Raw genomic sequence first — 25924 nt, forward strand, 5'->3', positions numbered from 1 at the left:
ACAAGTAACAAAACTGTCGCGATCAAAGGAAATTTTTCATCGAAAATTAATCATCTTTATTGAATTTTTATATAAGCTTTTTAATTTATAGTTTCTTTTGTTTTTACGTGTTATCTAAATCAAAATCATTGATGTATAAGGTTTTTATTCTGGCTGGCTCGTAACTTTTTATTAAAATGTGCTTGTTATCAAAAAAGCTGAAGCGAAATATTTCCATTTCACGTACAATGAGGCGCATTTTTAGCTGGGGCCTTTTAGGCTCATGTTGTTTCATGTTGAGGGGGACTGATGACTCAAAACGTTCCGGTAGTGACTATCGATGGTCCAAGTGGGGCAGGTAAGGGAACTCTATGCCAACGTTTAGCGAAGCATTATCAATGGCAATTGTTAGATAGCGGTGCCATTTATCGGGTATTGGCGCTTGCGGCCATTCATCATAACGTAGAATTAGACAATGAAGAGGCCTTGAGTTTATTAGCCGCACATTTAGATGTCCGTTTTGAAGCGCAGGATGGTCAAACCATCGTGATTTTAGAAGGTGAAGATGTCTCTTTGGAAATTCGCCAGGAAACCGCGGGGAATGCAGCATCTAAAGTGGCCGCTTTTCCGCGAGTAAGGGAAGCGTTGCTGCGGCGTCAACGTGGCTTTAAAGCTGCACCCGGTTTGATTGCCGATGGTCGCGATATGGGAACAGTGGTATTTGTTGATGCTCCCGCTAAGATTTTTTTGGACGCTAGTGCGGCAGAACGCGCGCAACGACGTTATAATCAGTTGCAAGATAAAGGCTTTGATGTTAGTTTTGACCACCTTTTGAGCGAAATTGAAGAACGAGACCAACGAGATAGAAACCGTTCGGTTGCTCCTTTAGTTCCTGCTCAAGATGCGTTAGTCATTGATTCTACGTCACTTTCTATTGATGACGTCGTTTCAATGTCGATAGATTTTATCGACAAACAATTAACCCAGTAATCACTGGGACTTGGTGCGCCTATAACATGGATGAAATAGGTGTTTATTATTAACCCCATTTAGCGGGATTGCTGAGTGGCCGTTTCTATATGTGTAAATTATAAAATGACTGAATCTTTTGCTCAACTCTTTGAAGAGTCTCTACAGAATTTGGAATTTCGTTCTGGTTCTATTGTTAAAGGTACTGTAGTAGGTATCGAAAACGGTATGGTATTAGTAGACGCTGGCCTGAAGTCAGAATCTGCAATTCCTGCCGAGCAGTTTAAAAATGCTGCTGGTGAATTAGAAATTGAAGTCGGCGCGGAAGTTGATGTAGCCCTTGACGCAGTAGAAGATGGTTTCGGTGAAACTGTTCTTTCTCGCGAAAAAGCGAAACGTCATGAATCGTGGATCCAACTTGAGAGTGCGTACGAAGAGCAAGCAACGGTTGTTGGTATCATCAATGGCAAAGTTAAAGGCGGCTTTACAGTTGAAGTTAACACCATCCGTGCATTCTTGCCTGGTTCACTAGTTGACGTTCGCCCAGTTCGCGATACCGCTCACCTAGAAGGCAAAGAGCTTGAATTTAAAGTTATCAAGCTTGACCAGAAACGTAACAACGTTGTGGTATCTCGTCGTGCTGTTATCGAAACTGAAAACAGTGTTGAACGTGATCAACTTCTTGAGAACCTACAAGAAGGTCAAGAAGTTAAAGGTATCGTTAAGAACCTTACTGACTACGGTGCATTCGTTGATCTTGGCGGTGTTGACGGTCTTCTACACATCACTGACATGGCTTGGAAACGCGTTAAGCACCCAAGCGAAATTGTTAATGTTGGTGATGAAATCAACGTTAAAGTACTTAAGTTTGACCGTGAGCGCACACGTGTATCTCTAGGTCTTAAACAGTTGGGTGAAGATCCATGGGTAGCAATTGCTAACCGTTACCCAGAAGGTGCTCGTCTTGAAGGTCGCGTAACTAACTTAACTGACTACGGTTGTTTCGTTGAAATCGAAGACGGTGTTGAAGGTCTAGTTCACGTTTCTGAAATGGATTGGACTAACAAAAACATCCACCCATCTAAAGTTGTTAACGTGGGTGACCTTGTTGAAGTTATGGTACTTGATATTGACGAAGAACGTCGTCGTATCTCGCTTGGTTTGAAACAGTGTAAAGTTAATCCATGGGAGCTATTCGCTAGCACTCATGATAAAAACGACAAAGTTTCAGGTAAGATCAAGTCTATCACTGACTTTGGTATCTTCATCGGCCTTGACGGCGGTATTGACGGCCTTGTTCACTTATCTGACATCTCTTGGGATGCTCAAGGTGAAGAAGCGGTTCGCGACTTTAAGAAAGGCGACGAAATCGAAGCTGTTGTACTACAAGTTGATGCAGAACGTGAGCGTATTAGCCTAGGTGTTAAGCAGCTTGCTGAAGACCCATTCAACAACTACCTTGCAGATCTTAAGAAAGGTGCTCTAGTTAACGGTACCGTGACTGAAGTTGATGCGAAAGGTGCAACTGTTGAACTAGCTGGTGGTGTTGAAGGTTACTTACGTGCTGGTGATGTAAGCCGTGACCGTGTTGAAGATGCTTCACTGGTTCTTTCTGTTGGCGACAAGCTTGAAGCCAAGTTTGTTGGTGTTGACCGTAAGAATCGCGTAATCAGCCTTTCTATCCGTGCTAAAGATGAAGCGGATGAGAAAGAAGCAATGGCTACTCTGAACAAGAAAGAAGATGCTCAGATTGGTAACGCAATGGCTGACGCGTTCAAATCAGCGCTTAAAGGCGAATAATCAACAAATCTTATAGATTTAATTGATTGAATATTGGGGGGGACTTGTCCCCCCCAAGTTCTTTATCTACACTGGTATAAGTTCCCTTTATCAATAGCTTGGAGAATCCATGACTAAATCTGATTTGATTGAAATACTCGCGAGTAAACATATTCAATTTACCAGTAAAGAAATTGAGTCGGCGATTAAAGAAATTCTAGAGCAAATGACTAGCTCTTTGCAGGAAGGCGATCGGATTGAGATCCGTGGTTTTGGTAGTTTTTCTCTGCATTTTAGAGCACCACGGGTTGGGCGAAATCCTAAAACGGGTGAAAAAGTCGAACTCTCTGGAAAGCACGTGCCTCACTTTAAACCCGGTAAAGAATTAAGAGAACGAGTAAATATAGGTCTATAGTATTGTTTGTTGTACAAATAGACGATCTTGGCTGGTTAAATTAAGGTGATTACTGCATAATTTCCCTAGCTTTTATTTGGCTTAGGAGGTTGTGTGAAGGCGATATTTTCTACCTTACTTTTAGTTGTATTGTTTGTGCTTGCTTTAGCGCTTGGCGCTCAAAACGAACAGATCGTGAGCGTAAATTATCTTATTGCAGAATCAAGTATACGGCTATCATGGTTAATGGCTGGCCTCTTTATTAGTGGCTTCGTTTGTTGCTTGTTGTTCTTGTTAGCTTTTTATACCCGTATTCGGATAGAAAAAGTCAGCTTGAAGCGACGTTTAGTTAAGCAGCAGAAACAGTTGAATAAGTTGCAGAACGAGACGGTCAAGGATAATTAATGCTTGGCTTGTTGTTTTTGCTATTACCTGTTGCTGCGGCCTACGGCTGGTATATGGGCCAGCGCAGTGTTCGACAAAATCAACAACAACAAGCCAATCATGTTTCTAAACAATATGTTGAAGGTTTAAATCTACTCTTAGCCAATCAGTCTGACAAAGCGGTCGATTTATTTATTGACTTGCTTCAGGTTGATGCCGAAACCATCGATACTCACCTCGCCTTAGGTAACCTTTTTCGACAACGCGGAGAAGTTGACCGAGCTATTCGCATTCATCAGAATCTTATCGCCCGAGAAGGGATCGATATTGAACAGCGTAACTTAGCCCTACAACAACTTGCGAAAGACTATCTTGCCGCAGGTTTATTCGACCGCGCAGAAGCCTTATTGTTGGAATTGCAAGACGAGCCTGACTATCGGCAGTTGGCACTTAAGCAGTTGTTGAATATTTACCAGCAAACCCGAGAGTGGCAGCAAGCCATCGATATTGCCAAGAAACTTAGCCCTAAAGATCTTTCAGATGTGGCGCAACAAATCGCTCATTTTTATTGTGAACAAGCTCAAGAGTATGAAACGGCAGGCAAAACCTCCAAGAGTTTAGCCTTGCTTAAGAAAGCCTTATCTAGCGATAAAAATTGTGTTCGTGCAAGTCTCCATTTGGCGCAAATTCAAGCCAGCCAAGGGGATTATAAGACTGCGTTAAAATATCTTAATCAGATCCCAGAACAAGATATTGATTTTGCTCCTGATGCTTTAGCCATTTATAAGCGATGTAGTGAGCAGTTAGCAAAGCCTGAATATTACCGAGAATTTTTGGAATATAGCCTTGCGATTAAAGGGAGTGCTAGTGTGGTCGTTGAGCTTTCCGCGTTATATCAAGAAATGAATGGTGCTGAACAAGCTCAAGATTTCTTGGTTGACGAATTAAAGCGCCACCCTACTATGAAAGGATTTCATCATTTAATGGGGCTTCATCTTGATTCTGCTGAAGAAGGCCAAGCCAAGCAGAGCTTACAGGTACTAAGAAGCCTCGTGACCCAACAGTTAAAAATTAAACCTCATTATCAATGTCGACGTTGTGGATTTTCGTCGCATTCTATTTATTGGCACTGTCCCTCGTGTAAAAGCTGGGGCACAGTGAAACCGATAGTCGGGTTAGATGGAGAATAGAGTTAATGCAAGATCCGAAAGTATTAGTCGCCTTAGATTATGCCGATCTAAAGCAATGTATGGCCTTTGTTGAACAATTAGAGCCCGGCTCTTGTCGACTCAAGGTGGGTAAAGAAATGTTTACCTTGTGTGGTCCGCATTTAGTGAAAGAGCTTCATCAACGAGGGTTTGAGGTGTTTCTTGACCTTAAATTTCATGACATCCCCAATACAGTGGCTAAGGCTGTTGCAGCAGCGGCTGAGCTCGGGGTGTGGATGGTGAATGTTCATGCTAGCGGTGGCCGCAGAATGATGGAAGCAGCCAAAGCGGCATTAGTGCCATTTGGTGACAAAAAACCTAAGCTAATAGCGGTTACGGTGTTAACCAGTATGGAGCAAGCCGATTTAGCTGAGATAGGGATTGATTTAGATCCGCAGCAGCAAGTTGAGCGCCTTGCGACCTTAGCCAAGAAGTGTGGTCTTGATGGGGTGGTCTGTTCTGCGCAAGAAGCCGCTGCATTGAAGGCGATGTTAGGTAATGATTTTTCACTGGTTACGCCTGGTATTCGACCAGAGGGGAGCGCTCCAGGCGATCAACGACGAATCATGACACCTTCGCAAGCGATGGCTGTCGGTTCCGACTATTTAGTAATTGGCCGACCGATAACTCAAGCAGAATCGCCGGCACAAGTGTTGTCGTCAATTAACCAGCAGCTATTGGACTGAACGGTTTCGCCATAAAGGCAGCCATGATAGTTGTGCTAGGCTAAGGCCAATTAAGGTATAGATGAGATGAGCATCAATAGCGATATCGATGCCTATCATTTGTTTTATCCATGGGTCAGCACCATAGATTTGTTCGAATAATAGTTTCATCGCTAAGCCTAGCACAACAACCATCCCAATTTTTGCTCTGCCCTTGATGATATCAATACAGGCCGCATAGGCGATTAAGCCATGGATGAGAGCTGACAAACCAACATACTCGCTATAAGGTCCATAAAGTAGGGCATAGCCCCCTATACCAGAAATAATTAAACTTAATTGTAAAAACTGCCGGTTAGAGAGGCGATCATTGTAACAAAAATAAATGAGGATGAGGGCCGCAATATTCATCAGCCAATGGGTAAAATTGTTATGGCAAAAGTTACCACTTAGTAGGCGCCAATAGTGACCACCTAAAATGGCGCTACGTTGCCAACTGGCGGTATCGGCATGGGGTAACAATAACCACGAAACACTTAACATGAGCCATAAGAACCAATGTTGCTTTAGGATTAGTTTAAACATTAAAGTCCATAGTTTGCAGGGTTAAAGCGCGCAATTGGATTATCCCATCTCATAGTCTAGCGGATCGGTGACTTGATTTAAGTGAAAGGCTTCTAGTCTTTCCTGACAGGCGCCACACTTACCGCAGGCTTGCTCTCTGCCATTATAGCAAGTCCATGTTTTGCTATAATCTAGTTTCATCGCTAAGCCATCTGCTAGGATTTCTACTTTGGATAGTTCTAGGTAGGGGCTTATTACCTCAACTGCCTGATAGTTGGCGATAAGACTAACATCATTCATTTTTTTGACAAATTCTGGACGGCAGTCAGGGTAGATGGCATGGTCTCCAGAATGCGCGCCGTAAAAGACTTTTTTCGCACCGATTGAAACGGCATAAGCTATTGCTAACGACAGTAAAATCATGTTGCGGTTAGGGACCACTGTCGATTTCATGGATTCTTCTTGATAATTGCCTTCCGGTATATCGATGTCTGAAGTGAGCGAAGAGCCAGCAAGTAACTGATTGATACTACTAATATCGACAATCTTATGGTTAATTGCTAAGTCTGAGCAAACATTTTTGGCAAAGTCGAGCTCTTTGAGATGGCGTTGTCCATAATTAAAGCTTAAGGCATAAGCTTGTAAGCCTTGCTGTAAAGTTTTATGCAGCACGGTATAAGAATCCATTCCACCAGAATAGATAACAACGGCTTTTTCTTTCATTGTTTGCTCTTTAAAATGTGTTTTAATACAGAGTTAGATTCTCGCTTATTATCTATTAGGATACAAATGTCGCAACGCTATTTACCGATCAACGAAATTTTTGAAACCATTCAAGGAGAAGGTTACTACACTGGCGTTCCCGCTATATTTATTCGGTTGCAAGGATGCGATGTTGGTTGTTCGTGGTGCGATACAAAGCATACTTGGGGGCTTGAACCCACACAACAGTGCGAGTTTGGTGAGATTATCGGTGTGTCTGGGGATAAGCCGCGTTGGGCCAATGCTTCTGTAGAGAACTTAGTGGCACAATTACAAACGTATTCGGCAACGCATGTGGTGCTTACTGGTGGTGAGCCCTGTATTTATGATTTGAGAGACCTTTGTGAACGCTTGTTACAACGTTCTTATACGGTGCAAGTTGAAACCAGTGGCACTTACCCTATTTTAGTTAGTAGCAAGGCTTGGGTCACTGTATCTCCCAAAGTGGCGATGCAAGGAGGCAAGCCTATCCTTGAGCAAGCTTTGTTGCGGGCTGATGAAATAAAGCATCCCGTGGCCAGAGAAAAAGATATTGAGAATTTGCATGAATTGTTGTCTGGCGTGTCTGGTGATAAAGATTTGACGATTTGTTTGCAACCGATAAGCCAACAAGCTCGTGCCACTCAATTATGCATTCAAACTTGTATTAAGAATAACTGGCGTTTGTCATTACAAACCCATAAATATCTGGGAATAGATTAATCTGTCTATTGTTACTTTCTAATTAAATAAATTTCAGCGTAATTAAGGATTATTATGGCTATATTGGTTACTGGTGGTGCCGGATATATTGGCAGTCATACTGTCGTTGAGTTATTGACCCAAGGTGAAGAGGTTATTGTGGTCGATAATTTGTGTAACTCACATCTTGCCGCACTCGACCGAGTGGAGCAAATAACAACAAAAAGACCTATTTTCTATCAACTTAATGTTATGGATAAATCGGCATTAGATGCCGTTTTTAGTAAGCATGATATTAGTGCGGTTATTCATTTTGCAGGCTTAAAAGCAGTGGGGGAATCGACAACGATACCCTTGCATTATTATCAAAATAATGTATCAGGAACCTTAACTTTATGTGAAGTGATGGCAAAGTATCAGGTTAAAAATTTAGTATTTAGTTCTTCTGCGACGGTATATGGCGACCCACACGAGGTTCCCATCTTAGAAAGTTTTCCGACTGGTGCGACAAATCCTTATGGTCGTTCTAAATTGATAGTAGAGCAAATGTTAGGGGATTTATATGCGTCAGACAATAGTTGGAATATTGCTTTGTTACGCTATTTTAATCCAGTTGGTGCACATCCATCGGGTTTAATCGGTGAGGATCCAAATGGTATCCCTAATAATTTGGTGCCTTATATTACGCAGGTTGCAGTGGGTCGCCTAGCACAATTGAGTGTCTTTGGTGATGATTATGATACCGTTGATGGTACTGGGGTGCGTGATTATATTCATGTGGTTGATTTGGCCAAGGGGCACTTGAAGGCGCTTACGAAGTTAGCAACTAAACCTGGGTTAGTCACCTATAATTTGGGCACGGGACAAGGCTATAGCGTGCTGGAAATGATTAAAGCTTTTGAAGCAGTCTCAGGTGTGACGATCAACTATCAAATTTCAGCTCGTCGTCCCGGAGATATTGCGAAGTGTTACTCTGATCCGAGTCTGGCCAAACAACAGTTGGATTGGCAAGCAGAATTAACCTTGGATAATATGGCTGAAGATTCTTGGCGCTGGCAGCAAGCAAATCCGCAAGGATTTAGTGCTTAACTATAATAAATAAAAGCGAGCTTTAAAGCTCGCTTTTCAATTACTTAAATAAGGAAATCCGCTTTGGTTTTGCCTTCATTTTTAATCGCTTTTTGAATCGGTGAAGGTGTGCGGCCTTGTCCGGTCCAAGTTTTCTCTTCGCCATTTTCGTCTACGAATTTATATTTTGCAGGTAATGGCTCGCGTTTTTTTCTTTCTTTAACGGGAGCTTGTTCAATCATCGATAATAATTCATTCGGATCGATGCCATCTTGTTCTAGTAAGGCTTTGTATTTTTCTAATTTTTCTTGTTTTTCTCGTTGTTGCTGTTCTTCTTCAGCGCGAACTTGGTAACGTTCATCTAAAATAGATTTAAGCTTGTTGTAGCTTTCTTCTATCTGTTCAATTGATAATTCTTTAGTCGCCGCTTTCAGGCTTCTAGCATTTAAAAATACTTTGATAAAATCGGTCATGTTTGTCCCGCTTATATTAATTAGCTTTATTTAATCGACATCTAAATTTTAATTAGATCTATGCGCTTGTCAATTATGTCTTTATAAATAATGAAATGAATATTTAAATAGGTCGCTTTTTCCTTTTAAAGTTTAGGTTGAAAATTCTGTATATAAGGGTAAAATCCAGCTCCTAACGCTAGTATGTAGAGGTGCTCTGACCAAAAGTAGTGCAAAATGGGGTGATGCCATTGGTTTTGTACAAAAGGGGTCAGTGCCGAAGTAATAGGTGCTATCAACGCCGATTGCTGGTGCAGTATTTAATAGATGCTGCATTGTCATAGTAAAAACTATGGAGAGCTACAGGGTTTTTAGCTGCATCAAGTGCGGCGGGCTCGGTTTGCTCTCAGAAATAATAGACCGAGAAGCCATGCAAACACTTTCTTATTCAGATTCTTTATTGTCAATTTTGCCGCCAACTATTGCCTTATTAGTGGCGCTAATAACCCGTCGCGTTATTACCGCCCTATGCTGTGGTATTTTAAGTGGTGCATATTTGCTCAGTGACTACTCCATTAATGATAGTTTTGTTTATCTATCTCAACTAGCTGTAGGCTTGGTTTGGGATGAGGGCGAAGCTAATTTCTGGAATTTGCAAATCATTCTGTTTTTATTATTGCTGGGGGGGATGACCAGTTTAATGAGTGCAGCTGGCTCCACTCAAGCCTTTGCCGAATGGGCAAAACGAAGAATTAAAACTCAGCGCCATGCCACCATCGCCACTGCTTTATTAAGCTTTGTGGTATTTGTGGATGACTACTTTCATAGTTTGGCGGTTGGCAGTGTCGCTCGTCCTCTCACCGATCAGGCGGGCGTCTCGCGCGCCAAGCTTGCTTATTTATTGGATTCCACTGCCGCGCCGATATGTGTATTGATGCCTTTATCGAGTTGGGGCGCTTATATCATTGCTTTGGTTGGAGGCTTGTTAGTCAGTCATGGAATCACCAATATTACGCCCTTAGCGGCTTTTGCTACCATGATTCCCTTAAATTTTTATGCAGTTTTTGCTTTACTAATGGCCCTAACTGTCGCCTATTTTAATCTGAATATTGGTCCCATGAAGCAACATGAAGATGCGGCCGCGGCGGGGCAGTTATTTGACCCAGCCAAGGGCACGCCACCAGGCAGCATAAACCATGACTTTCAAGCGAGTAATGGCTCACCTTTAGGCTTGGTATTACCGATCATCATATTAACGTTGGTCACTTTTAGCTGTTTTGTTGTAACTGGTGCAGCAACTATTGAATCGCAGGTCTCCTTTAGCCTGTTACTGGCATTGGAAAATACAGATGTTACTTTATCGCTGGTGATTGGAGGTGCTGCCGCATTGTTGCTAAGTATGGGCTTTGCTGCCAAACAGAGTTTAAGCCTGCAGCAGATTATTAATGCTCTCTGGCTTGGTATTAAAGCGATGAGCCCGGCGATTGCTATTCTGTTGTTTGCTTGGTCAATTAGTGGTGTGATTGGTGATATTGAGACGGGTAAATACTTGGCCTCGAGACTCACTGGTTCGATAGATCCAAGCATGTTACCAGTGTTGCTGTTTATTCTTGCTGGTGTGATGGCTTTTGCTACGGGTACCAGCTGGGGGACATTTGGTATTATGCTGCCCATTGCTGCAGACATGGCGGTGGCCAGTGATGTGAGTCTCATATTGCCGATGTTGTCGGCGGTGTTAGCTGGGGCGGTTTTTGGTGATCATTGCTCGCCGATTTCGGATACCACTATTTTGTCATCGACAGGTGCTGCCTGTCATCATTTAGACCATGTGGCGACTCAACTTCCCTATGCTTTATTAGTTGCATTGATCAGCATTGCTAGTTACATCGTGATGGGAATCACCGGAAATGTGATGGCGGCCTTATCGATTGGTCTAGGCTTATTTGCTATCTCCACCGCGGGTTTATATTATCTGCAGCAAACACCTGTCAAAGCTTAAAGGCTAGGCAGATCGAACAATAATTTTAGGGACTTTGTTGTAGATGGCTTCATTACATTTTAAATATGCGGCAATGAATTCGGGAAAATCGACTCAATTAATTCAGGCTCATTTTAATTATCAGGAGCGAGGCATGAACCCATTGGCTTTGCTTCCTGCAATGGATACAAGAGATGGTGAAGGGATCATCAAGGCTCGAGTCGGCTTGTCACTGCGTGCCGAAACTTTTTGCACACAACAAGATCTGTTTGAATTAGTACTTACTAAACAGCGCCAACAGTCTTTAGATGTGGTGATAGTTGACGAAGGGCAGTTTTTAAGTCGCGCTCAAGTCTACCAACTTGCAAACGTTGTTGATGAGCTAAATATACCAGTCATGGTTTATGGTTTGAAAACGGACTTTTTAGGGGAGTTGTTTGAGGGGGCTTATCATCTGTTATGCTTGGCAGATAAACTTGAGGAACTGAAAAGTATTTGTTGGTGCGGCAACAAAGGGCATTTCAACGCCAGAATAGATCTCAATGGACAGGTGGTTCATGAAGGTAAACAGATCGAAATTGGTGGTAATGAGCGTTATGTCTCTTTATGTCGTAAGCATTTTATTCAAGGGAATGCGGGAGAGCATTAAGGCTTATTGATCTTTGGTGGGTCATTTAGAGAGTGCGTCGTGGCAACGGCGCTCAGCAGATTTAAGTTCCATTAATACAACTTGAATATCTTCTAATTGCTGCAATAAGCTGTGTTTTCTCGATTTTATTTTTTCGATCAATTGCAATACCTCATCACTGTTATTTAGTTTGGCATCGTAAAGATTAAATAATTCTCTGATTTCACTTAGCGAAAATCCTAAACGTTTACCTCTTAAAGTGAGTTTGAGTCTTAATTTGTCATGTTTGTTATAGAGACGTTTGTTGCCAAGGCGCTGTGGCTCAAGCAATCCTTGGTCTTCATAATAACGAATACTGCGGGTACTAATGGCAAATTCTTTGGCAAGTTCACTTATGGTAAATAATGTTGAGCTACGACTCATGTTTCCTCTGTTAACGGTTACTTTTCGAGGGGAATTAACGGGCTTGCTCAAGCCTCAGTAAAAGGTAGCCAGACTTAACTGACTACCTAAATTTAAATGTCTAGAAGCTATGGTTATATTGCATCGCAAAGATGTAAGCATCGCCTTTTGAGATAAATTCTACACCTTCTTCGTTAAAGCCACCTTCTTTACCTTGTATATAAGTAAACCCGGTATCGAAGCTACTGTACTCACTTAAGCTATAGGTAAATCCTAGTCCGTAATTGTAGCGATCATTATCGGGGATGCTGATGGTTTTATGAGTGCGCGAAGGACTTTGGTCGTAAGCCATTCCTGCGCGTAACTGCCATTGTGGGTTCAGGTACCAAGTGCCACCAAGTGCAAGTCGATAAGAGTTACTAAACTTCTCGTCTTTTTGCAACATCGTCGTGCCTTCAGAGTTGGTTGCTCTGATCTCCTGAAAGGTGCTCCAACCGGTCCATAAGTAGCTGTAATGAATTGCAAAGGCCTGATTTAATCGGTGATATCCAGAGAATTCAAAAATGTCGGGCAGGTTCAGGGTGAGCTCTCCCGGGATCACTTGTCCCCCAGTACCATAGGGGTTACTACTTAAGCCTTCAGGGATCTCTGAAAAGTAATCCCCGTCAAAGTCCAAGTCGACTTTAGAACGATAACTCACTCCAAAACGGTGGTCTTGATTAATTTCCCACATTGCACCAATGTTCCAGCCATACCCCCAACCATCACCCTCTACTGAGGCTGCGGTACCCGTCGCGGGAAAGGGACTACTACTACTGCCAAAGTTACGGATCAGCTTGGCGGTACCGTAAACAGCATTTACGCCGGCGCCAATGCTAAGCTGGGAATTAATTCGATAAGACACATTTGGGTTAAAGCTCATTGTCACCAGTTCGGTGTTACCACCGATCTGACCTGCAGCATAGTCACTGGGGTATTCGGTTGAAAGCCCAAAATTGGTAAATAGGCCAACTCCCCAAGCCCACTTGTCATTCAAGGGTTGAATGAAATATCCAGCAGGGACCAGTGCACTAGGAGCGACATCTTGATTGCTTAAGGCATTATCAAGACTAGCTACGCCATTGTTACCTTTTACATAAACGTCGGGCGAGATGTAGCTGAGCGCTCCGGATACGGCAATGCTGTCAAACATCGACATGGCTGCTGGATTACGAGCGAGAACTGCAGCATTGTCGGCGATTGCAGCTTCTCCGGCAAAAGCGCGGCCTAAACCGCTTGCGGAGTGTTCAACTAACTGAAAACCTGCCGCGTGTATCTGTGTTGCGGTTAGTGCACTTGATGCGGTGATAAGCGCGAGTGGCAATATCCTTATCTTCATCGTTTCCCTCTCTAATACGGCAAAAGTTTATCGTTATGGGTCTTGGTTAAGCTTTGCTTATCTATTTTGCTCCATTTTTTCAGGCTAAAAACGGTTTAGCTGAACTTTTAAAGCAAACAAACACCGTGAATGATTGTTTGCTTAAGTCGCATTCTTCGACCCTACTTGCTCTGTTTTGTATCAAGCGCTGACAAACAGTTGCAAATAATCTCGAAAGATAAGCAGGCCTCTAGTGAGCTGACCTCTGACCAGATTAAGAGAAAATGAACAAAATGTTAAGCTGATGTTAATTGAGAATGTTAAAAGTTGGAGCTAACGCACAAAGTTAAACAAGTGTTTGATAATGATATTGGCCGATGTGGAGTGCTTGAGCTTGCCTCAATAAAAGAAATACTTCTAATAAAATAGTAAGTTAAGCTGAGTTCTCAGCTTAACTTGATGACTAAATCGATTGATTAAGGTCTTGAGTTAAAATTTCTACCGATTTTTCTATTGGTTCGTTGCGCTCACCAACCACGACTAAGCTGGCGTTTTGTAAGCGGGTGACGGTGCCGCGCATCTTTTTGTCAGCAAAATTTTCTTCCATCGCTAACTCTGTGGATTGAGGAACCACAAAGACATTAATGTTCGAGCCCATCTTGCCTTTCATCACCATATGAAAGGCTGGGCTGCCACCATAGGAGCAATGATTCACATAAACCACTTCACCGGGCAGTTGTTTAAAACTGGCTCCGTAGCGTTCAAGCTTGGCATTTACGGTTTGCAGGGATGGTTGCTCATCGACCCCGTTAATAAAGGGCATTTCTTCGTAAACATGGTTCAGGGCTATTTGCCCAATGTCTCCGGGAGCGGTTGTGTGCCAGTTTATCAAGCTAAAACTTAAACCCAGAACAAAGGCGACAGAGGCGGCCATTGCCATATGGAAGCGGGTTTTACGGCGGTAACGCGATTGTGAATCGTCAAAACTCTGGCGTAAAATGAGCCGTTCAGCAAGCCCTTCTGGAACCTCCACGTTGAAAGCTTGTTCCAGTTTATTTTCGAAGTGCTGCATTTCGTCATAAAGTTTTTTGTTTTTAGCCGTTTGATTGGCTTCCTGAATGAACGCTTCATCACGCTCACGAGGATTGGTATACAGCTGGCGGCGGAATTCTAGCTCATCCATTACTTTGTCCTCGATTTTGGTTATCTTCTAAGGCGTCTTTTAACTGATTACGCGCACGGAATAAGCGAGTCATAACGGTGTTCTTATTTAGCTCTAACATCTCGGCGATTTCATCTCCATTAAACCCGCCGATGAGTTGTAGTAGCAAAGGCTCTTTATATTCCGGTGCGAGTTTATCAATTTGTCGCCTTAACCACTCATTTTCAATTTGTTGCTCACTCGAAAGTGAGTGGGCATCAGCGACCGAATGGTCTTCAATATCCACTAAGTTCAATTGCTTACGTTCAAATCGGCGTGCATTTTCACGTCGCAATATAGTGATCAACCATGATTTAGCGGCCTTTTCATCCTTTAAACTATCGAGCGAACGCCATGCTCGGAGAAAAGTCTCTTGCACAATGTCTTCAGCGATATGTTTGTCACGAACTAACCAGTAGGCGTAACGGTATACATCTCGATTGTATGCCTGAACGAGGGCTTCATAACGTTTTTGTTTTGTTTGCATACCCGATACGACCGAGGCACTAGGATTTTTCTTTCGAAAAAAATTAATTTGCATGTAAATTCCTAGATAATACCTTACCTACTAATCTGTTATGATGACTCACAATAAAACATCCGAGGCTCATGTTATCGTCGCTCCAGTTTCCATGTAGATGGAGTGTTATAACTAAGGCTGACCGTAAAATAAAGGAAAATAGATGAAAACTAAGTTAGAAGAATCTAAAACTTGCTGTTGTGTCGATGTTGGCGCAGTGATTGATGGTGAAGACTGTAGTGTTGTGTTAGAAGAATTATTCGCCGATAAAGCTCAGGCAGAAAGTCGTTTAAATCTGCTGATTGAAAAAGCGCGTAAGGCAGAGTCAGATCCTTGTGAGATAACGAGTGAATTCACAGAAATAGAAGGTGGTGTTCAACTTAATGCATCATTTACCTTCTGTTGTCAGGCAGAAAGCCTAATTTTTCAATTAGGCTTAAACCGCTAATTGTGATTCATGGATTGAGCGAGGCAAGTGATTGATGGGCTTGCTTTGCTTGATTTTCTAGCGTGTTTTTCATAGCTAAGCAACGCTGATAGTAGTCCTTTAAATCTAAGTCTGGTTGATTCTCTTTGCCCCAGTTGATCGCGCTCAGCTCTGCTTGTAGATCCGAAAACTGTTTTGTAAGCTGTTGTTGGCTTACCCAGCGATTTAGCATCTGTTCGGCTAGTTGTGTTTGATTTTGTTGGCAGTATGAGCTAAAGCTTGACCATGAGTCTGAGGGCTGCTCTTTGGCTTGAGTGTGTCGGTCTTTAGAGACCTTATGCTTATGACTCTGTGGTTGATAACGCCACCAAATGAAAATGAGCGCAGCGAGGGTGCTTAACCACGCCAAGGCAAAGAACCAAGTCCATAATGACGTCTTACTCGCTCGCTCGTCGCCCTGTGCTGTGGTGATGGCGCTGGTCGTGCTTGCGGGTGGCATCGAGTTAAGTTGGCTACTCATTGGTGCTGGACTCACTTTAATTTCTCGTTTCTCAATTTCAGCATAGGCGAGCTTATCTTTACTTAGGTCCCACCACGGCAGCTTCCATGCGGGTAGCGTTAATTGGCTACTATTGATGGGGATGAGCGCTACGTGCAGGGTACGCTGCGCAAAAACGATGCCGTCTTTAACGATGGTTCTATCTTGATAGGGTTCGGGGTATACCCGAAAATTATCACCATAATCGAGTTCAATCTCTGGGAGTTGTTTTTCGGTGATACCAGCGACGGTGAGATTAATGATCCGAGTAAAGGCCTGGCCTTGTTGGTAGTCACTTTGTAGCGGCTGAACTTCTTCGCTGAGTAGCAAATCGCTGGACGGTAGCCAAGTTCCTGGAAAGTTAGCTGGCGGTGGGTTTACCTTGAGTGATAGGTTTTGCGCTTCAATATCAATAGGTCTGGTACGATAGTTTCCATCATTAACCAAGCCGCTTAAATGTGCCCCCTTGATGTCAAATTGACCTGCCTTTTCTGGGGTGATCAGCCATTGGCGGATCAAGGTTCGATAGCGTTTTCCATCGACGATTTCTAAGTCTTGTTTGTCATCCCCTAGTTTGTCTATTTTAGCGTTTAGCATGTTAGGGGCAATAATGTTGGCTTGGTCTAAACTATTCGCGACCCAAATTTTACTGGTGTAGCGAACCGGTTGTCCTAAGTAGACTTGGTGCTGGTCGATGCTGACCTCCATGCGCACTTGATCGTTACTGGGATCTAGTTTGTCGATAACTTTAGCTTTTAACTTAATGGGAATGGTCGCTTGTCCGCCAATCGTAAAGGAAGGGATCAAATAACTACCTTCTTCACGCACCAACAGGGTGGTCGTCCAGCGGGTTTGGGTGGAAGACTTTCCGTTAATACTGGTGTGTTGGCGGCCAGTTGCGGTGCTACCTACCACAAAGTTTTGTCTTAGCAAGACCGACGGGTCAAATTCGTTAACTGGCAGAGTATCATCGGCAACAACCTCTAAAGTAAAGGCTTGGCCTACTGCCACAGGGTTTTGACTGACTGAGGCGGTGACTTTAGTGGTGGCATAACTGCTAAAGCTAAGTAAAAGAGTGAATAGTAAACTGAGCGCTTTCACTTACCAATTCTCCTGATTGTTGCTGGGTTGGCGACGACGTTTTTGATATTCGAGGTACATTTTGTTTCGTAGCAGCAAGCTGGGATCATTGGGTAGTGTATTGAGCCATTGCTGTAACTCTTTTTGGTCGAGCGTTGCTTGGTCTTGGGCATTTGTCGGATGAGCCTGCTGCGCTGTTGATGTTTCTGTTGGTTGTTCTTCACTGGCTGGTTGCTCTGCTGCTGACTGCTGGGTCGAGTCTTGGTCCGCCTGTTGTGGATCTTGTTCTGTTTGTTGCGCGGCTGTTTGTTGTTCGGTCGATTCTGACTCGGAGGAAGACGAGGACTGTTGCGGCGTTTGTTCAGATGACTGCTGCTGGGCCTGCTCTGAGTCTTGAGCTTGCTGGTCTGACTGTTGTGCTGATTGTTGCTGTTGCGACGGTTTAGATTGCTCAGAATCTTGCTGTTGCTGTTGCTGTTGCTGTTGCTGTTGCTGTTGCTGTTGCTGTTGCTGTTGCTGTTGCTGTTGCTGTTGCTTTAATTTTTCTATTAAAGCCTTATTCTCGGCCGCTTCAGGGAATTCAGGCTGCAAACTTAAGGCTTGCTGATAAGCGTTAATGGCTTGTTGATAATCACCCAATTGGGCAAGCGCATTACCTTGATTAAACCAGCCTGTGGCGCTATGGTCTTGCGCAAATAGCTGTTGGGCTTGCTGATATTTCCCGGCTTTGTAGAGTGCCGAAGCTTGCCATTGTGGATCGCGAAATTGTTCTGCGGCTTGCAGATAGTCACCTTGCTCGAAAGCCTGTTGTGCTTGTTGAGCTTGATTTTGCCATAAATCGATGGCGAAACTGGTTTTGGGCACGCCCAAGCAGGTGATGAATAAACAAACCAAAAGTAGGTCTGCGCGCCGGAGGTTGAGCAACAGCAATAACATGATTAACGGCAATAGCAGATAGCCAATATCTTTGCGGCCTTGCGTTTGTTGGTTAGCACTTTGCTGTGAGTTCGCTTCTCGGTGACGTAAGGATGCTAAATTTTCAATATCGCTATTATTGGCACTGATAAATTGGCAAATACCGCCAGTTTGCTGGCATAAGGGGAGGAAGTTTTCGGCCTTTATTTCTGGGATCACAATGCTGCCGTATTGATCCTTAAGCATGCTGCCGTCTTCTAAGGGAATGGGGGCGCCTTGTTCGGTGCCTACCGCCAGCATCGAAAAACGCAAGTGCTGTTTTTTTAGTATGTTCAGACTATTTTGTATTTGCTGTTCACTTAGACCATCGCCAATTACCACCACATCACCTTGGTTATATCCCGCTTGCTGGATCAATTCGGCAGCTTTACTTAAAGCAAGGGGCAGCATAGAGCCATGCACTGGCATTAATTCTGGTTTTAAATGTGGCACCAAGTTGGCTAAGGTATTGCTATCACTACTCAAGGGGCTCAGCACAAAAGCATCGCCAGCGTAGGCGATTAAAGCGGTCTCGCCGTCTCGCCATTGTTTGAGTAGATCGAGGGCTTTAAACTTCGCTAGTTCGACCCGGTCGGGTTTTACGTCACGGGCGCGCATCGAGTAGGACATATCCATAATTAATACCCGAGCGCTGCCATCTCGATAGAGCGGGATATTATCTGTCACGATACTGGGTCCAGAGAGACTGATAATAATGCAGCCCAATAGACTCGCTAAATGCCATTGTGAGTGTTTTGTATGGCTGGGTTTACTGAGTAAGTATTTCGCCATACCGGGGCTCAGTAGTTGTCCCCAAGCCGATGATTCTCGACGTTGTTTGTTGATTAACAATCCCAGTAATATGGGACTAAGCAGTAACCACTCGGGGCGTAAAAAGCTAAGTGACCACACTAATTTGGCTCCTTGAAGTGAAAGCGGCGATTGAATATTGGACGGGCCAGCATTGCCAACAATAGGATGATCACAAAGGCAAGCGGCCAATAATATAACTCGTACTGTGGCCGGTAATATTGCTGAGCTTCAGAGATTGGATTGAGTGCGCCAATGGTTTGATAAATTTTCGCCAAATCTTCGCTGCTGCGCGCGCGATAGTATTTACCGCCAGTGAGTTTGGCGATTTGTTGCAGGGTGGCTTCGTCTAAGTCATGCGAAGGATTGACTTTACGTGTTCCAAACAAAGTTTGTTGGTAGAGTTCGTCGGCACCAATACCAATGGTATAAATCACCACTTTGTTTTTTGCTGCAATTTCAGCCGCTTGTATAGGCTCAACGGTGCCTGAAGTATTTTGACCATCGGTTAGCAAAATTAATATCCGCTGTTCCGCGGGATGATCCATGAGTTGCTTGATGCCTTGACCAATCCCCTCGCCGATGGCGGTTCTATCACCCACTAAACCATGAACTAGCTCATCGACTTGAGTAAGTAAGGAATCTAAATCGAAGCTTAAGGGGGAGGCGAGGTAGGCGTGGTCTGCGAATAAAATCATGCCAATTCGGTCACCATGGCGCTGATCAATGAATTCTTTTAATAGGTGTTTTACGACCGTTAAACGGTCTACGCTTTGCCCCTGTAATTGCATATCTTGTACTTGCATGCTTCCCGACATGTCTACCGACAATAGTAGGTCTCGACCTTGTTCGTTAATCCCTTGCGTTTGTTCATCTAACCAAACCGGACGGGCGAGGGCGACCACTAAGCAGCACCATACCAGCCATTTAAAGCCTCGCTTTAAGCGGGAGATTTGCGGCTGGAATACCACTTGTGTTTGGGCATATGGAAGGCTGGTATTGAGCAGCTGTTCCACTTGACCTTGTTGCTGGGCTGGTCGATTTCGCTCGATCAGCCATAACAGTGGTAAACATAGGAAGGCATAGGGCCACAGGAATTCAAACATTACTCGCCTCTTTACGACTGGCTTGGTTGGTGATTCCCAAAGGGGGTGAGATTTTACCTGTCAATAAAGTTGCCCAACTGAGCGGAGGAGCAACGTGTTTTAACCAGTACTCACATAAGTGCAGGGTTGCAGGTTCCAAAGCGATGGTTTCTGCGGTATAGAGTTGTCGCTGCCATTCAGCCTCTAAGGCGGTAAACTTACCGGGGGCGCGGGTGAGTTTGCTATCTAAGAAAGCTAACCAAGCCTGGCCTGTGAGAGAGGCGACCTGATGTCGTGGAAAATAACTAAGGGCCACCCGCTTCATTAGGATATTTAGCTGGACCAAATCGATGCTGGGATAGCTTTTTAATTCACGCAGCGCGGTTCGGCGCGTGCTGGTGAGTGTCCAATAGCGCCAGCTAATGAATAATAGGAGCGCTAAAACTACCAGACTTAAGCCTGCGACCAACCACCAACCAACAGCGGGTAAACCGGTTTCCAATTGGCTGGGCAAAATAATATCTTTGAGTGCGGCGAGGGGATTGTTTTGCTCAGGCATAGTCTTGCCACTCTAAGGCTGTTGAAAAGTGCTGATGAGGAATTCGAGCTTGCTGTAACATGGCTTGAATGTGTTGCTGGCGTTGACTCGCTCGCTGTTGATATTGCTCCCGAAAGGCTTTGTTATTCGGCTGCAGGTAAGCACTCGAAAGCCCTCGGTTCACTTTTAATTGTTGAGCGCCAGATGTGCTGGGTAGGGCTTGCTCCAGTGGATCGCTGATTTGCCAGGCAAAAACTTGATTGTGGTTAGACAAACGTTGGAGTTGCAGCGCGGCGTCTTGGTCGAAGTGATAAAAGTCGCTGATAAGATGCACCTGATAACCAGTTTTAACTAGCTGGCATAGGGTGTCTAGGCTCGTATTCGGTTCCGACGGCGCTAATTGGGCGTGATTGAGCTGTTCAAATTGATGATTGTGTTGCTGGCAGATCACTTGCAATTGATTCAACCAGTGGCTTTTACTGGCGGCGGGTTTTTCATTGTGGCTGTGTTGCCCAAGATGCAATATCATGGCTACTCGCTCCCCTAGGCCTTGGGCATACCAGCCCAAACAGGCAGCCAGTTCACTGGCAAATACTGACTTTAATTTATTGCCGCTGCCAAAATACATTGAATGCGATAGATCTAAGAAAATAAACACCGGATGTTCACGATCTTCCCTAAACAGCTTGGTATGAGTCTTCCCCGTTCGTGCAGTCACTCGCCAGTCGATACAGCGAATATCATCGCCCGGTTGATAATGCCGAACTTCATCAAACTCCATGCCTCGTCCGCGAACCTTGCTTAAGCGGTTGCCATGGCGATGACTGGTAATCTGCCGCCATGGCGGCAGGTTGAGATGCAGGGCGCGGGCCTCAATTAACTGCTCAATTGCCAATGTCACCGGTGACTGACGATTGATTTTATTCATTAAGCAAAGGCCACCAATTCGAGTAAACGAGCAATGACAGTATCGGCTTGGATCCCTTTTGCCTGTGCTTGATAGCTGAGTAATAAGCGATGTCTAAGCACTGGGTAGGCGAGTTGTTGGATATCTTCTGGGCTGACAAAATCTCTTCCGTGTAACCAAGCTCGTGCTCTGGCGGCTCTGGCGAGGGCAATACTGGCTCGCGGACTGGCACCAAATTCTAACCATTGACTAAATTCGTCGGTATAGCGTTCTGGTTGGCGAGTTGCGACCACTAAGTCAACAATATATTGAGTGAGGGAGGGGGCGATATGCACTTCGAGAATAGCACGACGCAGGGCAAATAGTTTTTGCTGGGTGAGTGCTTCTGGTTGACGCAGATGAACCTGCTTGGCTTCACGCTCGGTGAGCTGCAAAATTTTCAATTCTGTTTCTGCATCAGGATAGCTCAAGCATAACTTAAACATAAAACGGTCGAGTTGCGCTTCGGGAAGCGGGTAGGTCCCTTCTTGCTCAATCGGGTTTTGGGTGGCCATCACCATGAATAACTTCGGTAGCGCATAGCTTTTACTGCCTACGGTGATTTGTTGTTCAGCCATGGCTTCTAACAATGCCGATTGCACCTTAGCAGGGGCCCGGTTAATTTCATCGGCGAGCACTAAATTATGGAAAATAGGCCCTTTTTGAAAACTGAAGCTCGCGGTTTCTGGATGAAAAATGTCGGTACCAGTTAAATCTGCGGGTAATAAATCAGGAGTAAATTGAACCCGGTGAAAGTCACCTTCAATACACTCCGATAAGGCTTTGACAGCTCGGGTCTTTGCCAGTCCAGGAGGGCCTTCAACCAGTATGTGACCATCGGCGAGTAGGGCGATAAGTAGTTGATCAATAAACTCTGTTTGGCCAACAATGCTTTGATTAAGATAATCGCGAATGGCTGATAAATTGTTATTGCTCATTGCATCCTCTAAATTGTCTGTCGCTTGCGGATAATAAAGCACTCTTGCTTAGGTCTCAAAAAATTTCCTTTAAATTTGGTAATTTAATATCAGTTTTAAGCGCTTGTTTGAAATTTGTAAATAAAAGGTTAATATACTGTCGTGAGGTCTGACCTCTTCATCGATGAAGGATACTTGAATGCACCAACAACAATCTTTAAGCACGGCCAATGGCGCTCGTATCGCCGTAGTCGCCGGTTTGCGCACCCCTTTTGCTCGTCAAGCGACAGCCTACCATGGTGTTCCTGCAGTTGACCTAGGAAAAATGGTGGTGAATGAATTAATTAAACGCGTTGATCTGGATGTGAAGCAGATCCAGCAGCTGGTGTTTGGTCAAGTGGTGCAAATGCCCGAAGCTCCAAATATCGCTCGTGAGATTGTGTTAGGTACTCAATTGGATGTCTCAACCGATGCTTATAGCGTGTCGCGCGCCTGTGCCACCAGTTTTCAGGCAGCGGTTAATGTGGCGGAATCGATTATGGCCGGAACCATTGATTGTGGCATTGCAGGGGGCGCTGATTCTTCCTCGGTATTACCCATAGGGGTGAGTAAAACCCTGGCCAGAAGTTTGTTGGATTTGTCGAAGGCTCGCAGCGTTGCCCAGCGCTGGCGTATTATAAAGAAGCTGCGTTTTAAAGACATGTTGCCGGTTCCGCCAGCCGTCGCAGAGTACTCGACTGGAATGTCTATGGGGCAAACGGCGGAACAAATGGCCAAAAAACACGGTATTGCACGTGCCGCTCAAGATCAATTAGCCGTACGTTCCCATCGTTTCGCCCATCAAGCTTGGCAAGAAGGCAAACTTGATGGAGAGGTGATGACCGCCTATTCAGAGCCATATCGTAGCTTTCTGAGTCGGGATAATAATGTGCGTGGTGATTCCAATGAGGAGAAATTGGCTCAATTAAAGCCGGTCTTTGACCGTAAACATGGCTCCGTTACTGCGGCCAATGCCAGTCCGCTGACTGATGGTGCTGCGGCGGTACTGTTGATGCGCGAAGATAAGGCCAAACAAATGGCTTTGCCTATTTTAGGATATATTCGTAGTTATGCCTTCTCAGCTATTGACGTCCATGAAGACATGTTGATGGGCCCCTCCTATGCAACCCCTATCGCCTTAGATAGAGCTGGAATTAGCTTACAAGATCTGGACTTGATTGAAATGCATGAGGCTTTTGCGGCGCAAACTCTGGCCAATATTAAAATGTTTGCTAGTGATGAGTTTGCCAAGTCGATCGGCCGTGAGAGAGCCTTAGGTGAAATCGATATGGATAAATTTAATGTACTGGGTAGCTCTATTGCCTATGGGCATCCCTTTGCAGCGACAGGGGCTAGAATGATCACCCAGATGTTAAATGAATTGGGCCGCAGAGGGGGGGGGTTAGGCTTAACCACTGCCTGCGCCGCGGGTGGTTTAGGGCTTGCAATGGTATTGGAGGTTGAATAATGGAAGCGGCAAATTTTAGTTTAAGCATCGAAGCGCAGCTTGGGCTGTTAAAAATTGATGTTCAAGGCGATAGCATGAATACCCTTAAAGCTGAGTTTGGCCCTCAGTTAGATGTCATCTTGGCTGAATTGGAAGGGCAAAGCCAGTTAAGAGCTTTGGTTATTTATAGTGGAAAACCGGATTCTTTCATTGCTGGCGCTGATATTAGTATGCTCGACGCCTGCGCGACTGAGCAAGCCGCGCAGGCTCTCTCTCAGGCTGGCCATCAAGTATTCGCGCGTTTAGCTGGCTTACCTTTTCCGGTGATTGCGGCAATTCATGGTCCTTGTTTGGGTGGCGGTTTAGAGCTGGCGCTTGCTTGTGATTATCGTGTTTGTAGTACCGCAGAAAAAACTAACCTTGGTCTACCAGAAGTACAGCTAGGCTTGCTTCCTGGTGGTGGAGGTACTCAGCGTTTACCTAAATTAATCGGTTTACAGCGGGCTTTGGAAATGATGTTAACCGGTAAGCAGCTTCGCCCTAAACAAGCCTTGAAAAGTGGATTGGTGGATGAAATTGTGCCGCAGAGCATTTTGCTGGAAGCGGCCAAGAAGTATGTGGGCAAGCCAAAACGGAAGCCGAAGGCTAAGTTGAGTTTGTTATCACGATTGTTGGAAGGTAATCCCTTGGGCCGTCAATTGTTATTCTCGCAAGTGAGCAAACAAACCTTGAATAAAACACGGGGCAATTATCCGGCACCGCCGCAGATTATCGCCTGTGTACGATCGAGTGTTGAGCAAAGCGCTGAGCGGGCTTATCAACAGGAAGCTGAACGTTTTGCAAGTTTAGTGATGAGCCCTGAATCGGCCGCTTTACGTCGTTTATTTTTTGCCGTCAATGCGCTAAAGAAAGATCAGCTGTTTGCTGGAGTTTCTCCCCATCCAGTTGAGCGAGTCGCGGTGCTAGGCGGCGGCTTAATGGGAGCCGGAATTGCCTTTGTCTCTGCCACTAAAGCTAAGGCTCAGGTTCGGATTAAAGATGTCAGTGAAAAAGGCGTGGCGGGGGCTTTAAATTATGCCTATCGATTGCTCGATAAAAAGCGGCGACGTCGCTTCATTAGTCATGCTCAATTGCAAAAACAAATGAGTGCGCTGAGTGGAACCACTGATTTTAGTGGTATGAGCAATGCTCAAATGGTTGTTGAGGCGGTATTTGAAGATTTGCCGTTGAAGCAGCAGATGGTTGCTGATATCGAGCAACATTGTCAGCCGAAGACTATTTTTGCCAGTAATACTTCATCCTTACCGATTGCTCAAATCGCGGTAAATGCGGCTCGCCCAGCGCAGGTGATTGGTTTGCATTATTTCAGCCCGGTAGAAAAAATGCCCTTGGTCGAGATTATTCCGCATCAAGGCACCAGCGAGCAAACCATTGTGGATACCTTGCAGTTTGCTCGTCAGCAGGGGAAAACGGCGATCGTGGTGAAAGATGTGGCAGGTTTTTATGTGAACCGTATTTTGGCCCCTTATATCAATGAAGCGGCCCGCTTGTTATTAGAGGGACAAGCGGTTGAACACATCGATAAGACTATGCTTGATTATGGTTTTCCTGTGGGGCCGATGAGCTTGCTCGATGAAGTTGGGATTGATGTTGGCTCGAAGATTGCGCCGATCTTGGAAGCCGAATTTGGCGCTCGATTTAAAGCCCCTGAGGCTTTTGCAAAATTGATTGAAGATAAGCGTTTAGGCAAGAAAAATGGCCGTGGCTTTTACTTATACAGCAAGCATAAAAAATCCAAAGCGAAACCGGTCGACCACGCGGTGTATAAGCTGCTTGGGGTGACGCCACAGCCGGCGATTGAAGCCTCACAGGTGAGTGAGCGTTGTGTTTATATGATGTTAAATGAAGCGGCTCGCTGTTTGGACGAAGGAGTGATCCGCAGTGCTCGCGACGGTGACTTAGGCGCCATATTTGGCATTGGATTTCCGCCTTTCTTAGGAGGGCCATTTCGCGCCATGGACCAGATCGGTATTACAAGATTAGTCGATCAGCTCAGAGCGATGGAAGCGAACTATGGGGAACGATTTAGGCCCTGTGAGTCTTTGCTGAAGATGGCAGAGCAAGAGTTACGCTATTATCCGTAAAGAGCGGC

General features: G+C 44.7%; 26 protein-coding genes and 1 riboswitch. Of the genes, 13 read left to right on the forward strand and 13 right to left on the reverse strand.

Annotated features, from left to right (window positions below):
• Positions 1-288 precede the first annotated feature (288 nt).
• The 6 genes from cmk to pyrF all read left to right on the forward strand — a co-directional run bounded on the left by cmk (position 289) and on the right by pyrF (position 5399).
• The gene (gene cmk / locus ACRRSY_RS09235) at positions 289-969 is read left to right on the forward strand and encodes a (d)CMP kinase (RefSeq protein WP_432459177.1); all 681 of its coding nucleotides are present in this window, start codon (positions 289-291) and stop codon (positions 967-969) included.
• Between the two features lie 105 nt (positions 970-1074).
• Positions 1075-2748 carry a 30S ribosomal protein S1 gene (gene rpsA, locus ACRRSY_RS09240; RefSeq protein ID WP_432456190.1) on the forward strand — a complete coding sequence of 558 codons (1674 nt, stop codon included), beginning with the start codon at positions 1075-1077 and terminating at the stop codon, positions 2746-2748.
• 109 nt (positions 2749-2857) lie between these two features.
• Positions 2858-3142 (forward strand): integration host factor subunit beta, encoded by a 285-nt coding sequence (locus tag ACRRSY_RS09245; protein WP_432453502.1) that lies wholly within the window; start codon positions 2858-2860, stop codon positions 3140-3142.
• Between the two features lie 93 nt (positions 3143-3235).
• Entirely contained in the window at positions 3236-3526 is a 291-nt protein-coding gene (locus tag ACRRSY_RS09250) for a LapA family protein (protein WP_432453501.1), read from the forward strand.
• Positions 3526-4695, forward strand: coding sequence for a lipopolysaccharide assembly protein LapB (gene lapB / locus ACRRSY_RS09255; RefSeq protein WP_432453500.1), 1170 nt, complete (start codon positions 3526-3528; stop codon positions 4693-4695). The genes ACRRSY_RS09250 and lapB overlap by 1 nt, the downstream gene beginning before the upstream one ends.
• A gap of 5 nt (positions 4696-4700) precedes the next feature.
• Positions 4701-5399 carry an orotidine-5'-phosphate decarboxylase gene (pyrF, locus tag ACRRSY_RS09260; protein WP_432463037.1) on the forward strand — a complete coding sequence of 233 codons (699 nt, stop codon included), beginning with the start codon at positions 4701-4703 and terminating at the stop codon, positions 5397-5399.
• On the opposite strand, the gene rrtA is transcribed toward pyrF, so the two are convergent.
• Both rrtA and queC read right to left on the reverse strand, forming a co-directional pair.
• Complete coding sequence (rrtA, locus tag ACRRSY_RS09265; protein ID WP_432453498.1) at positions 5388-5963, reverse strand: rhombosortase; 576 nt, start codon at positions 5961-5963, stop codon at positions 5388-5390. The genes pyrF and rrtA overlap by 12 nt on opposite strands.
• A gap of 39 nt (positions 5964-6002) precedes the next feature.
• A complete protein-coding gene (gene queC, locus ACRRSY_RS09270) occupies positions 6003-6665 on the reverse strand; it encodes a 7-cyano-7-deazaguanine synthase QueC (RefSeq protein ID WP_432453497.1) in 663 nt (220 codons plus the stop codon).
• 66 nt (positions 6666-6731) lie between these two features.
• Here queC and queE point away from each other — a divergent pair, with 66 nt between their 5' ends.
• Both queE and galE read left to right on the forward strand, forming a co-directional pair.
• Complete coding sequence (gene queE, locus ACRRSY_RS09275; RefSeq protein ID WP_432453496.1) at positions 6732-7406, forward strand: 7-carboxy-7-deazaguanine synthase QueE; 675 nt, start codon at positions 6732-6734, stop codon at positions 7404-7406.
• 54 nt (positions 7407-7460) lie between these two features.
• On the forward strand, positions 7461-8474 hold the full coding sequence (gene galE / locus ACRRSY_RS09280; protein WP_432463038.1) for a UDP-glucose 4-epimerase GalE: 1014 nt from the start codon (positions 7461-7463) through the stop codon (positions 8472-8474).
• A gap of 44 nt (positions 8475-8518) precedes the next feature.
• Here galE and ACRRSY_RS09285 read toward each other — a convergent pair whose 3' ends face one another.
• Positions 8519-8926 (reverse strand): H-NS family histone-like protein, encoded by a 408-nt coding sequence (locus tag ACRRSY_RS09285; RefSeq protein WP_432453494.1) that lies wholly within the window; start codon positions 8924-8926, stop codon positions 8519-8521.
• A 178-nt stretch (positions 8927-9104) separates the two neighbouring features.
• Positions 9105-9276: riboswitch (Lysine riboswitch) on the forward strand.
• A 59-nt stretch (positions 9277-9335) separates the two neighbouring features.
• Between ACRRSY_RS09285 and ACRRSY_RS09290 the strand changes: the two genes are divergently transcribed.
• Entirely contained in the window at positions 9336-10904 is a 1569-nt protein-coding gene (locus ACRRSY_RS09290) for a Na+/H+ antiporter NhaC family protein (protein ID WP_432463039.1), read from the forward strand.
• A 43-nt stretch (positions 10905-10947) separates the two neighbouring features.
• The gene (locus ACRRSY_RS09295) at positions 10948-11532 is read left to right on the forward strand and encodes a thymidine kinase (protein ID WP_432453492.1); all 585 of its coding nucleotides are present in this window, start codon (positions 10948-10950) and stop codon (positions 11530-11532) included.
• 21 nt (positions 11533-11553) lie between these two features.
• Here the strand turns inward: ACRRSY_RS09295 and ACRRSY_RS09300 are convergent, their stop codons facing one another.
• The 4 genes from ACRRSY_RS09300 to ACRRSY_RS09315 all read right to left on the reverse strand — a co-directional run bounded on the left by ACRRSY_RS09300 (position 11554) and on the right by ACRRSY_RS09315 (position 15012).
• On the reverse strand, positions 11554-11934 hold the full coding sequence (locus ACRRSY_RS09300; RefSeq protein WP_432453491.1) for a MerR family transcriptional regulator: 381 nt from the start codon (positions 11932-11934) through the stop codon (positions 11554-11556).
• Positions 11935-12034: 100 nt separating this feature from the next.
• Positions 12035-13291, reverse strand: a complete 1257-nt coding sequence (locus ACRRSY_RS09305) for an outer membrane protein transport protein (protein ID WP_432453490.1) — start codon at positions 13289-13291, stop codon at positions 12035-12037.
• Positions 13292-13733: 442 nt separating this feature from the next.
• The gene (locus ACRRSY_RS09310) at positions 13734-14453 is read right to left on the reverse strand and encodes a DUF3379 domain-containing protein (RefSeq protein WP_432453489.1); all 720 of its coding nucleotides are present in this window, start codon (positions 14451-14453) and stop codon (positions 13734-13736) included.
• Entirely contained in the window at positions 14446-15012 is a 567-nt protein-coding gene (locus tag ACRRSY_RS09315; protein WP_432453488.1) for a sigma-70 family RNA polymerase sigma factor, read from the reverse strand. The genes ACRRSY_RS09310 and ACRRSY_RS09315 overlap by 8 nt, the downstream gene beginning before the upstream one ends.
• 142 nt (positions 15013-15154) lie before the next feature.
• On the opposite strand from ACRRSY_RS09315, the gene ACRRSY_RS09320 reads away from it, so the two are divergent.
• On the forward strand, positions 15155-15439 hold the full coding sequence (locus ACRRSY_RS09320) for a YfcZ/YiiS family protein (protein WP_432453487.1): 285 nt from the start codon (positions 15155-15157) through the stop codon (positions 15437-15439).
• 7 nt (positions 15440-15446) lie between these two features.
• Here the strand turns inward: ACRRSY_RS09320 and ACRRSY_RS09325 are convergent, their stop codons facing one another.
• The 6 genes from ACRRSY_RS09325 to ACRRSY_RS09350 are packed head-to-tail and all read right to left on the reverse strand — an operon-like array spanning position 15447 to position 22307.
• Positions 15447-17057: a BatD family protein gene (locus ACRRSY_RS09325; protein ID WP_432463040.1), complete on the reverse strand. Its 1611-nt coding sequence runs from the start codon at positions 17055-17057 to the stop codon at positions 15447-15449.
• Complete coding sequence (locus ACRRSY_RS09330; protein ID WP_432463041.1) at positions 17058-18902, reverse strand: VWA domain-containing protein; 1845 nt, start codon at positions 18900-18902, stop codon at positions 17058-17060.
• Entirely contained in the window at positions 18902-19906 is a 1005-nt protein-coding gene (locus tag ACRRSY_RS09335; RefSeq protein ID WP_432463042.1) for a VWA domain-containing protein, read from the reverse strand. The genes ACRRSY_RS09330 and ACRRSY_RS09335 overlap by 1 nt, the downstream gene beginning before the upstream one ends.
• Positions 19899-20444 (reverse strand): DUF4381 domain-containing protein, encoded by a 546-nt coding sequence (locus tag ACRRSY_RS09340; RefSeq protein ID WP_432453483.1) that lies wholly within the window; start codon positions 20442-20444, stop codon positions 19899-19901. The genes ACRRSY_RS09335 and ACRRSY_RS09340 overlap by 8 nt, the downstream gene beginning before the upstream one ends.
• Positions 20437-21351, reverse strand: coding sequence for a DUF58 domain-containing protein (locus ACRRSY_RS09345; protein ID WP_432463043.1), 915 nt, complete (start codon positions 21349-21351; stop codon positions 20437-20439). Before ACRRSY_RS09345 ends, ACRRSY_RS09340 begins: the two co-directional genes overlap by 8 nt.
• Entirely contained in the window at positions 21351-22307 is a 957-nt protein-coding gene (locus ACRRSY_RS09350) for an AAA family ATPase (RefSeq protein WP_432453481.1), read from the reverse strand. Before ACRRSY_RS09350 ends, ACRRSY_RS09345 begins: the two co-directional genes overlap by 1 nt.
• Positions 22308-22485: 178 nt before the next feature.
• On the opposite strand from ACRRSY_RS09350, the gene fadI reads away from it, so the two are divergent.
• Entirely contained in the window at positions 22486-23793 is a 1308-nt protein-coding gene (gene fadI / locus ACRRSY_RS09355; RefSeq protein ID WP_432463044.1) for an acetyl-CoA C-acyltransferase FadI, read from the forward strand.
• Complete coding sequence (gene fadJ / locus ACRRSY_RS09360) at positions 23793-25916, forward strand: fatty acid oxidation complex subunit alpha FadJ (protein WP_432463045.1); 2124 nt, start codon at positions 23793-23795, stop codon at positions 25914-25916. The genes fadI and fadJ overlap by 1 nt, the downstream gene beginning before the upstream one ends.
• Positions 25917-25924: the final 8 nt, after the last annotated feature.

Source organism: Agarivorans sp. QJM3NY_33, from assembly GCF_050870865.2.
GTDB lineage: Bacteria > Pseudomonadota > Gammaproteobacteria > Enterobacterales > Celerinatantimonadaceae > Agarivorans.

Excerpts from the sequence above, each read along its gene's own strand:
- ACRRSY_RS09310 (WP_432453489.1), bottom strand. The coding sequence starts at position 14,453 with ATGGATGAGCTAGAATTCCGCCGCCAGCTGTATACCAATCCTCGTGAG.
- ACRRSY_RS09315 (WP_432453488.1), bottom strand. The coding sequence starts at position 15,012 with ATGCAAATTAATTTTTTTCGAAAGAAAAATCCTAGTGCCTCGGTCGTA.
- ACRRSY_RS09350 (WP_432453481.1), bottom strand. The coding sequence starts at position 22,307 with ATGAGCAATAACAATTTATCAGCCATTCGCGATTATCTTAATCAAAGC.
- rrtA (WP_432453498.1), bottom strand. The coding sequence starts at position 5,963 with ATGTTTAAACTAATCCTAAAGCAACATTGGTTCTTATGGCTCATGTTA.
- ACRRSY_RS09305 (WP_432453490.1), bottom strand. The coding sequence starts at position 13,291 with ATGAAGATAAGGATATTGCCACTCGCGCTTATCACCGCATCAAGTGCA.
- ACRRSY_RS09345 (WP_432463043.1), bottom strand. The coding sequence starts at position 21,351 with ATGAATAAAATCAATCGTCAGTCACCGGTGACATTGGCAATTGAGCAG.
- ACRRSY_RS09320 (WP_432453487.1), top strand. The coding sequence starts at position 15,155 with ATGAAAACTAAGTTAGAAGAATCTAAAACTTGCTGTTGTGTCGATGTT.
- lapB (WP_432453500.1), top strand. The coding sequence starts at position 3,526 with ATGCTTGGCTTGTTGTTTTTGCTATTACCTGTTGCTGCGGCCTACGGC.
- ACRRSY_RS09295 (WP_432453492.1), top strand. The coding sequence starts at position 10,948 with ATGGCTTCATTACATTTTAAATATGCGGCAATGAATTCGGGAAAATCG.
- fadJ (WP_432463045.1), top strand. The coding sequence starts at position 23,793 with ATGGAAGCGGCAAATTTTAGTTTAAGCATCGAAGCGCAGCTTGGGCTG.
- ACRRSY_RS09340 (WP_432453483.1), bottom strand. The coding sequence starts at position 20,444 with ATGCCTGAGCAAAACAATCCCCTCGCCGCACTCAAAGATATTATTTTG.
- ACRRSY_RS09300 (WP_432453491.1), bottom strand. The coding sequence starts at position 11,934 with ATGAGTCGTAGCTCAACATTATTTACCATAAGTGAACTTGCCAAAGAA.
- rpsA (WP_432456190.1), top strand. The coding sequence starts at position 1,075 with ATGACTGAATCTTTTGCTCAACTCTTTGAAGAGTCTCTACAGAATTTG.
- queE (WP_432453496.1), top strand. The coding sequence starts at position 6,732 with ATGTCGCAACGCTATTTACCGATCAACGAAATTTTTGAAACCATTCAA.
- ACRRSY_RS09245 (WP_432453502.1), top strand. The coding sequence starts at position 2,858 with ATGACTAAATCTGATTTGATTGAAATACTCGCGAGTAAACATATTCAA.
- ACRRSY_RS09285 (WP_432453494.1), bottom strand. The coding sequence starts at position 8,926 with ATGACCGATTTTATCAAAGTATTTTTAAATGCTAGAAGCCTGAAAGCG.
- ACRRSY_RS09335 (WP_432463042.1), bottom strand. The coding sequence starts at position 19,906 with ATGTTTGAATTCCTGTGGCCCTATGCCTTCCTATGTTTACCACTGTTA.
- queC (WP_432453497.1), bottom strand. The coding sequence starts at position 6,665 with ATGAAAGAAAAAGCCGTTGTTATCTATTCTGGTGGAATGGATTCTTAT.
- ACRRSY_RS09290 (WP_432463039.1), top strand. The coding sequence starts at position 9,336 with ATGCAAACACTTTCTTATTCAGATTCTTTATTGTCAATTTTGCCGCCA.
- fadI (WP_432463044.1), top strand. The coding sequence starts at position 22,486 with ATGCACCAACAACAATCTTTAAGCACGGCCAATGGCGCTCGTATCGCC.
- cmk (WP_432459177.1), top strand. The coding sequence starts at position 289 with ATGACTCAAAACGTTCCGGTAGTGACTATCGATGGTCCAAGTGGGGCA.
- galE (WP_432463038.1), top strand. The coding sequence starts at position 7,461 with ATGGCTATATTGGTTACTGGTGGTGCCGGATATATTGGCAGTCATACT.
- pyrF (WP_432463037.1), top strand. The coding sequence starts at position 4,701 with ATGCAAGATCCGAAAGTATTAGTCGCCTTAGATTATGCCGATCTAAAG.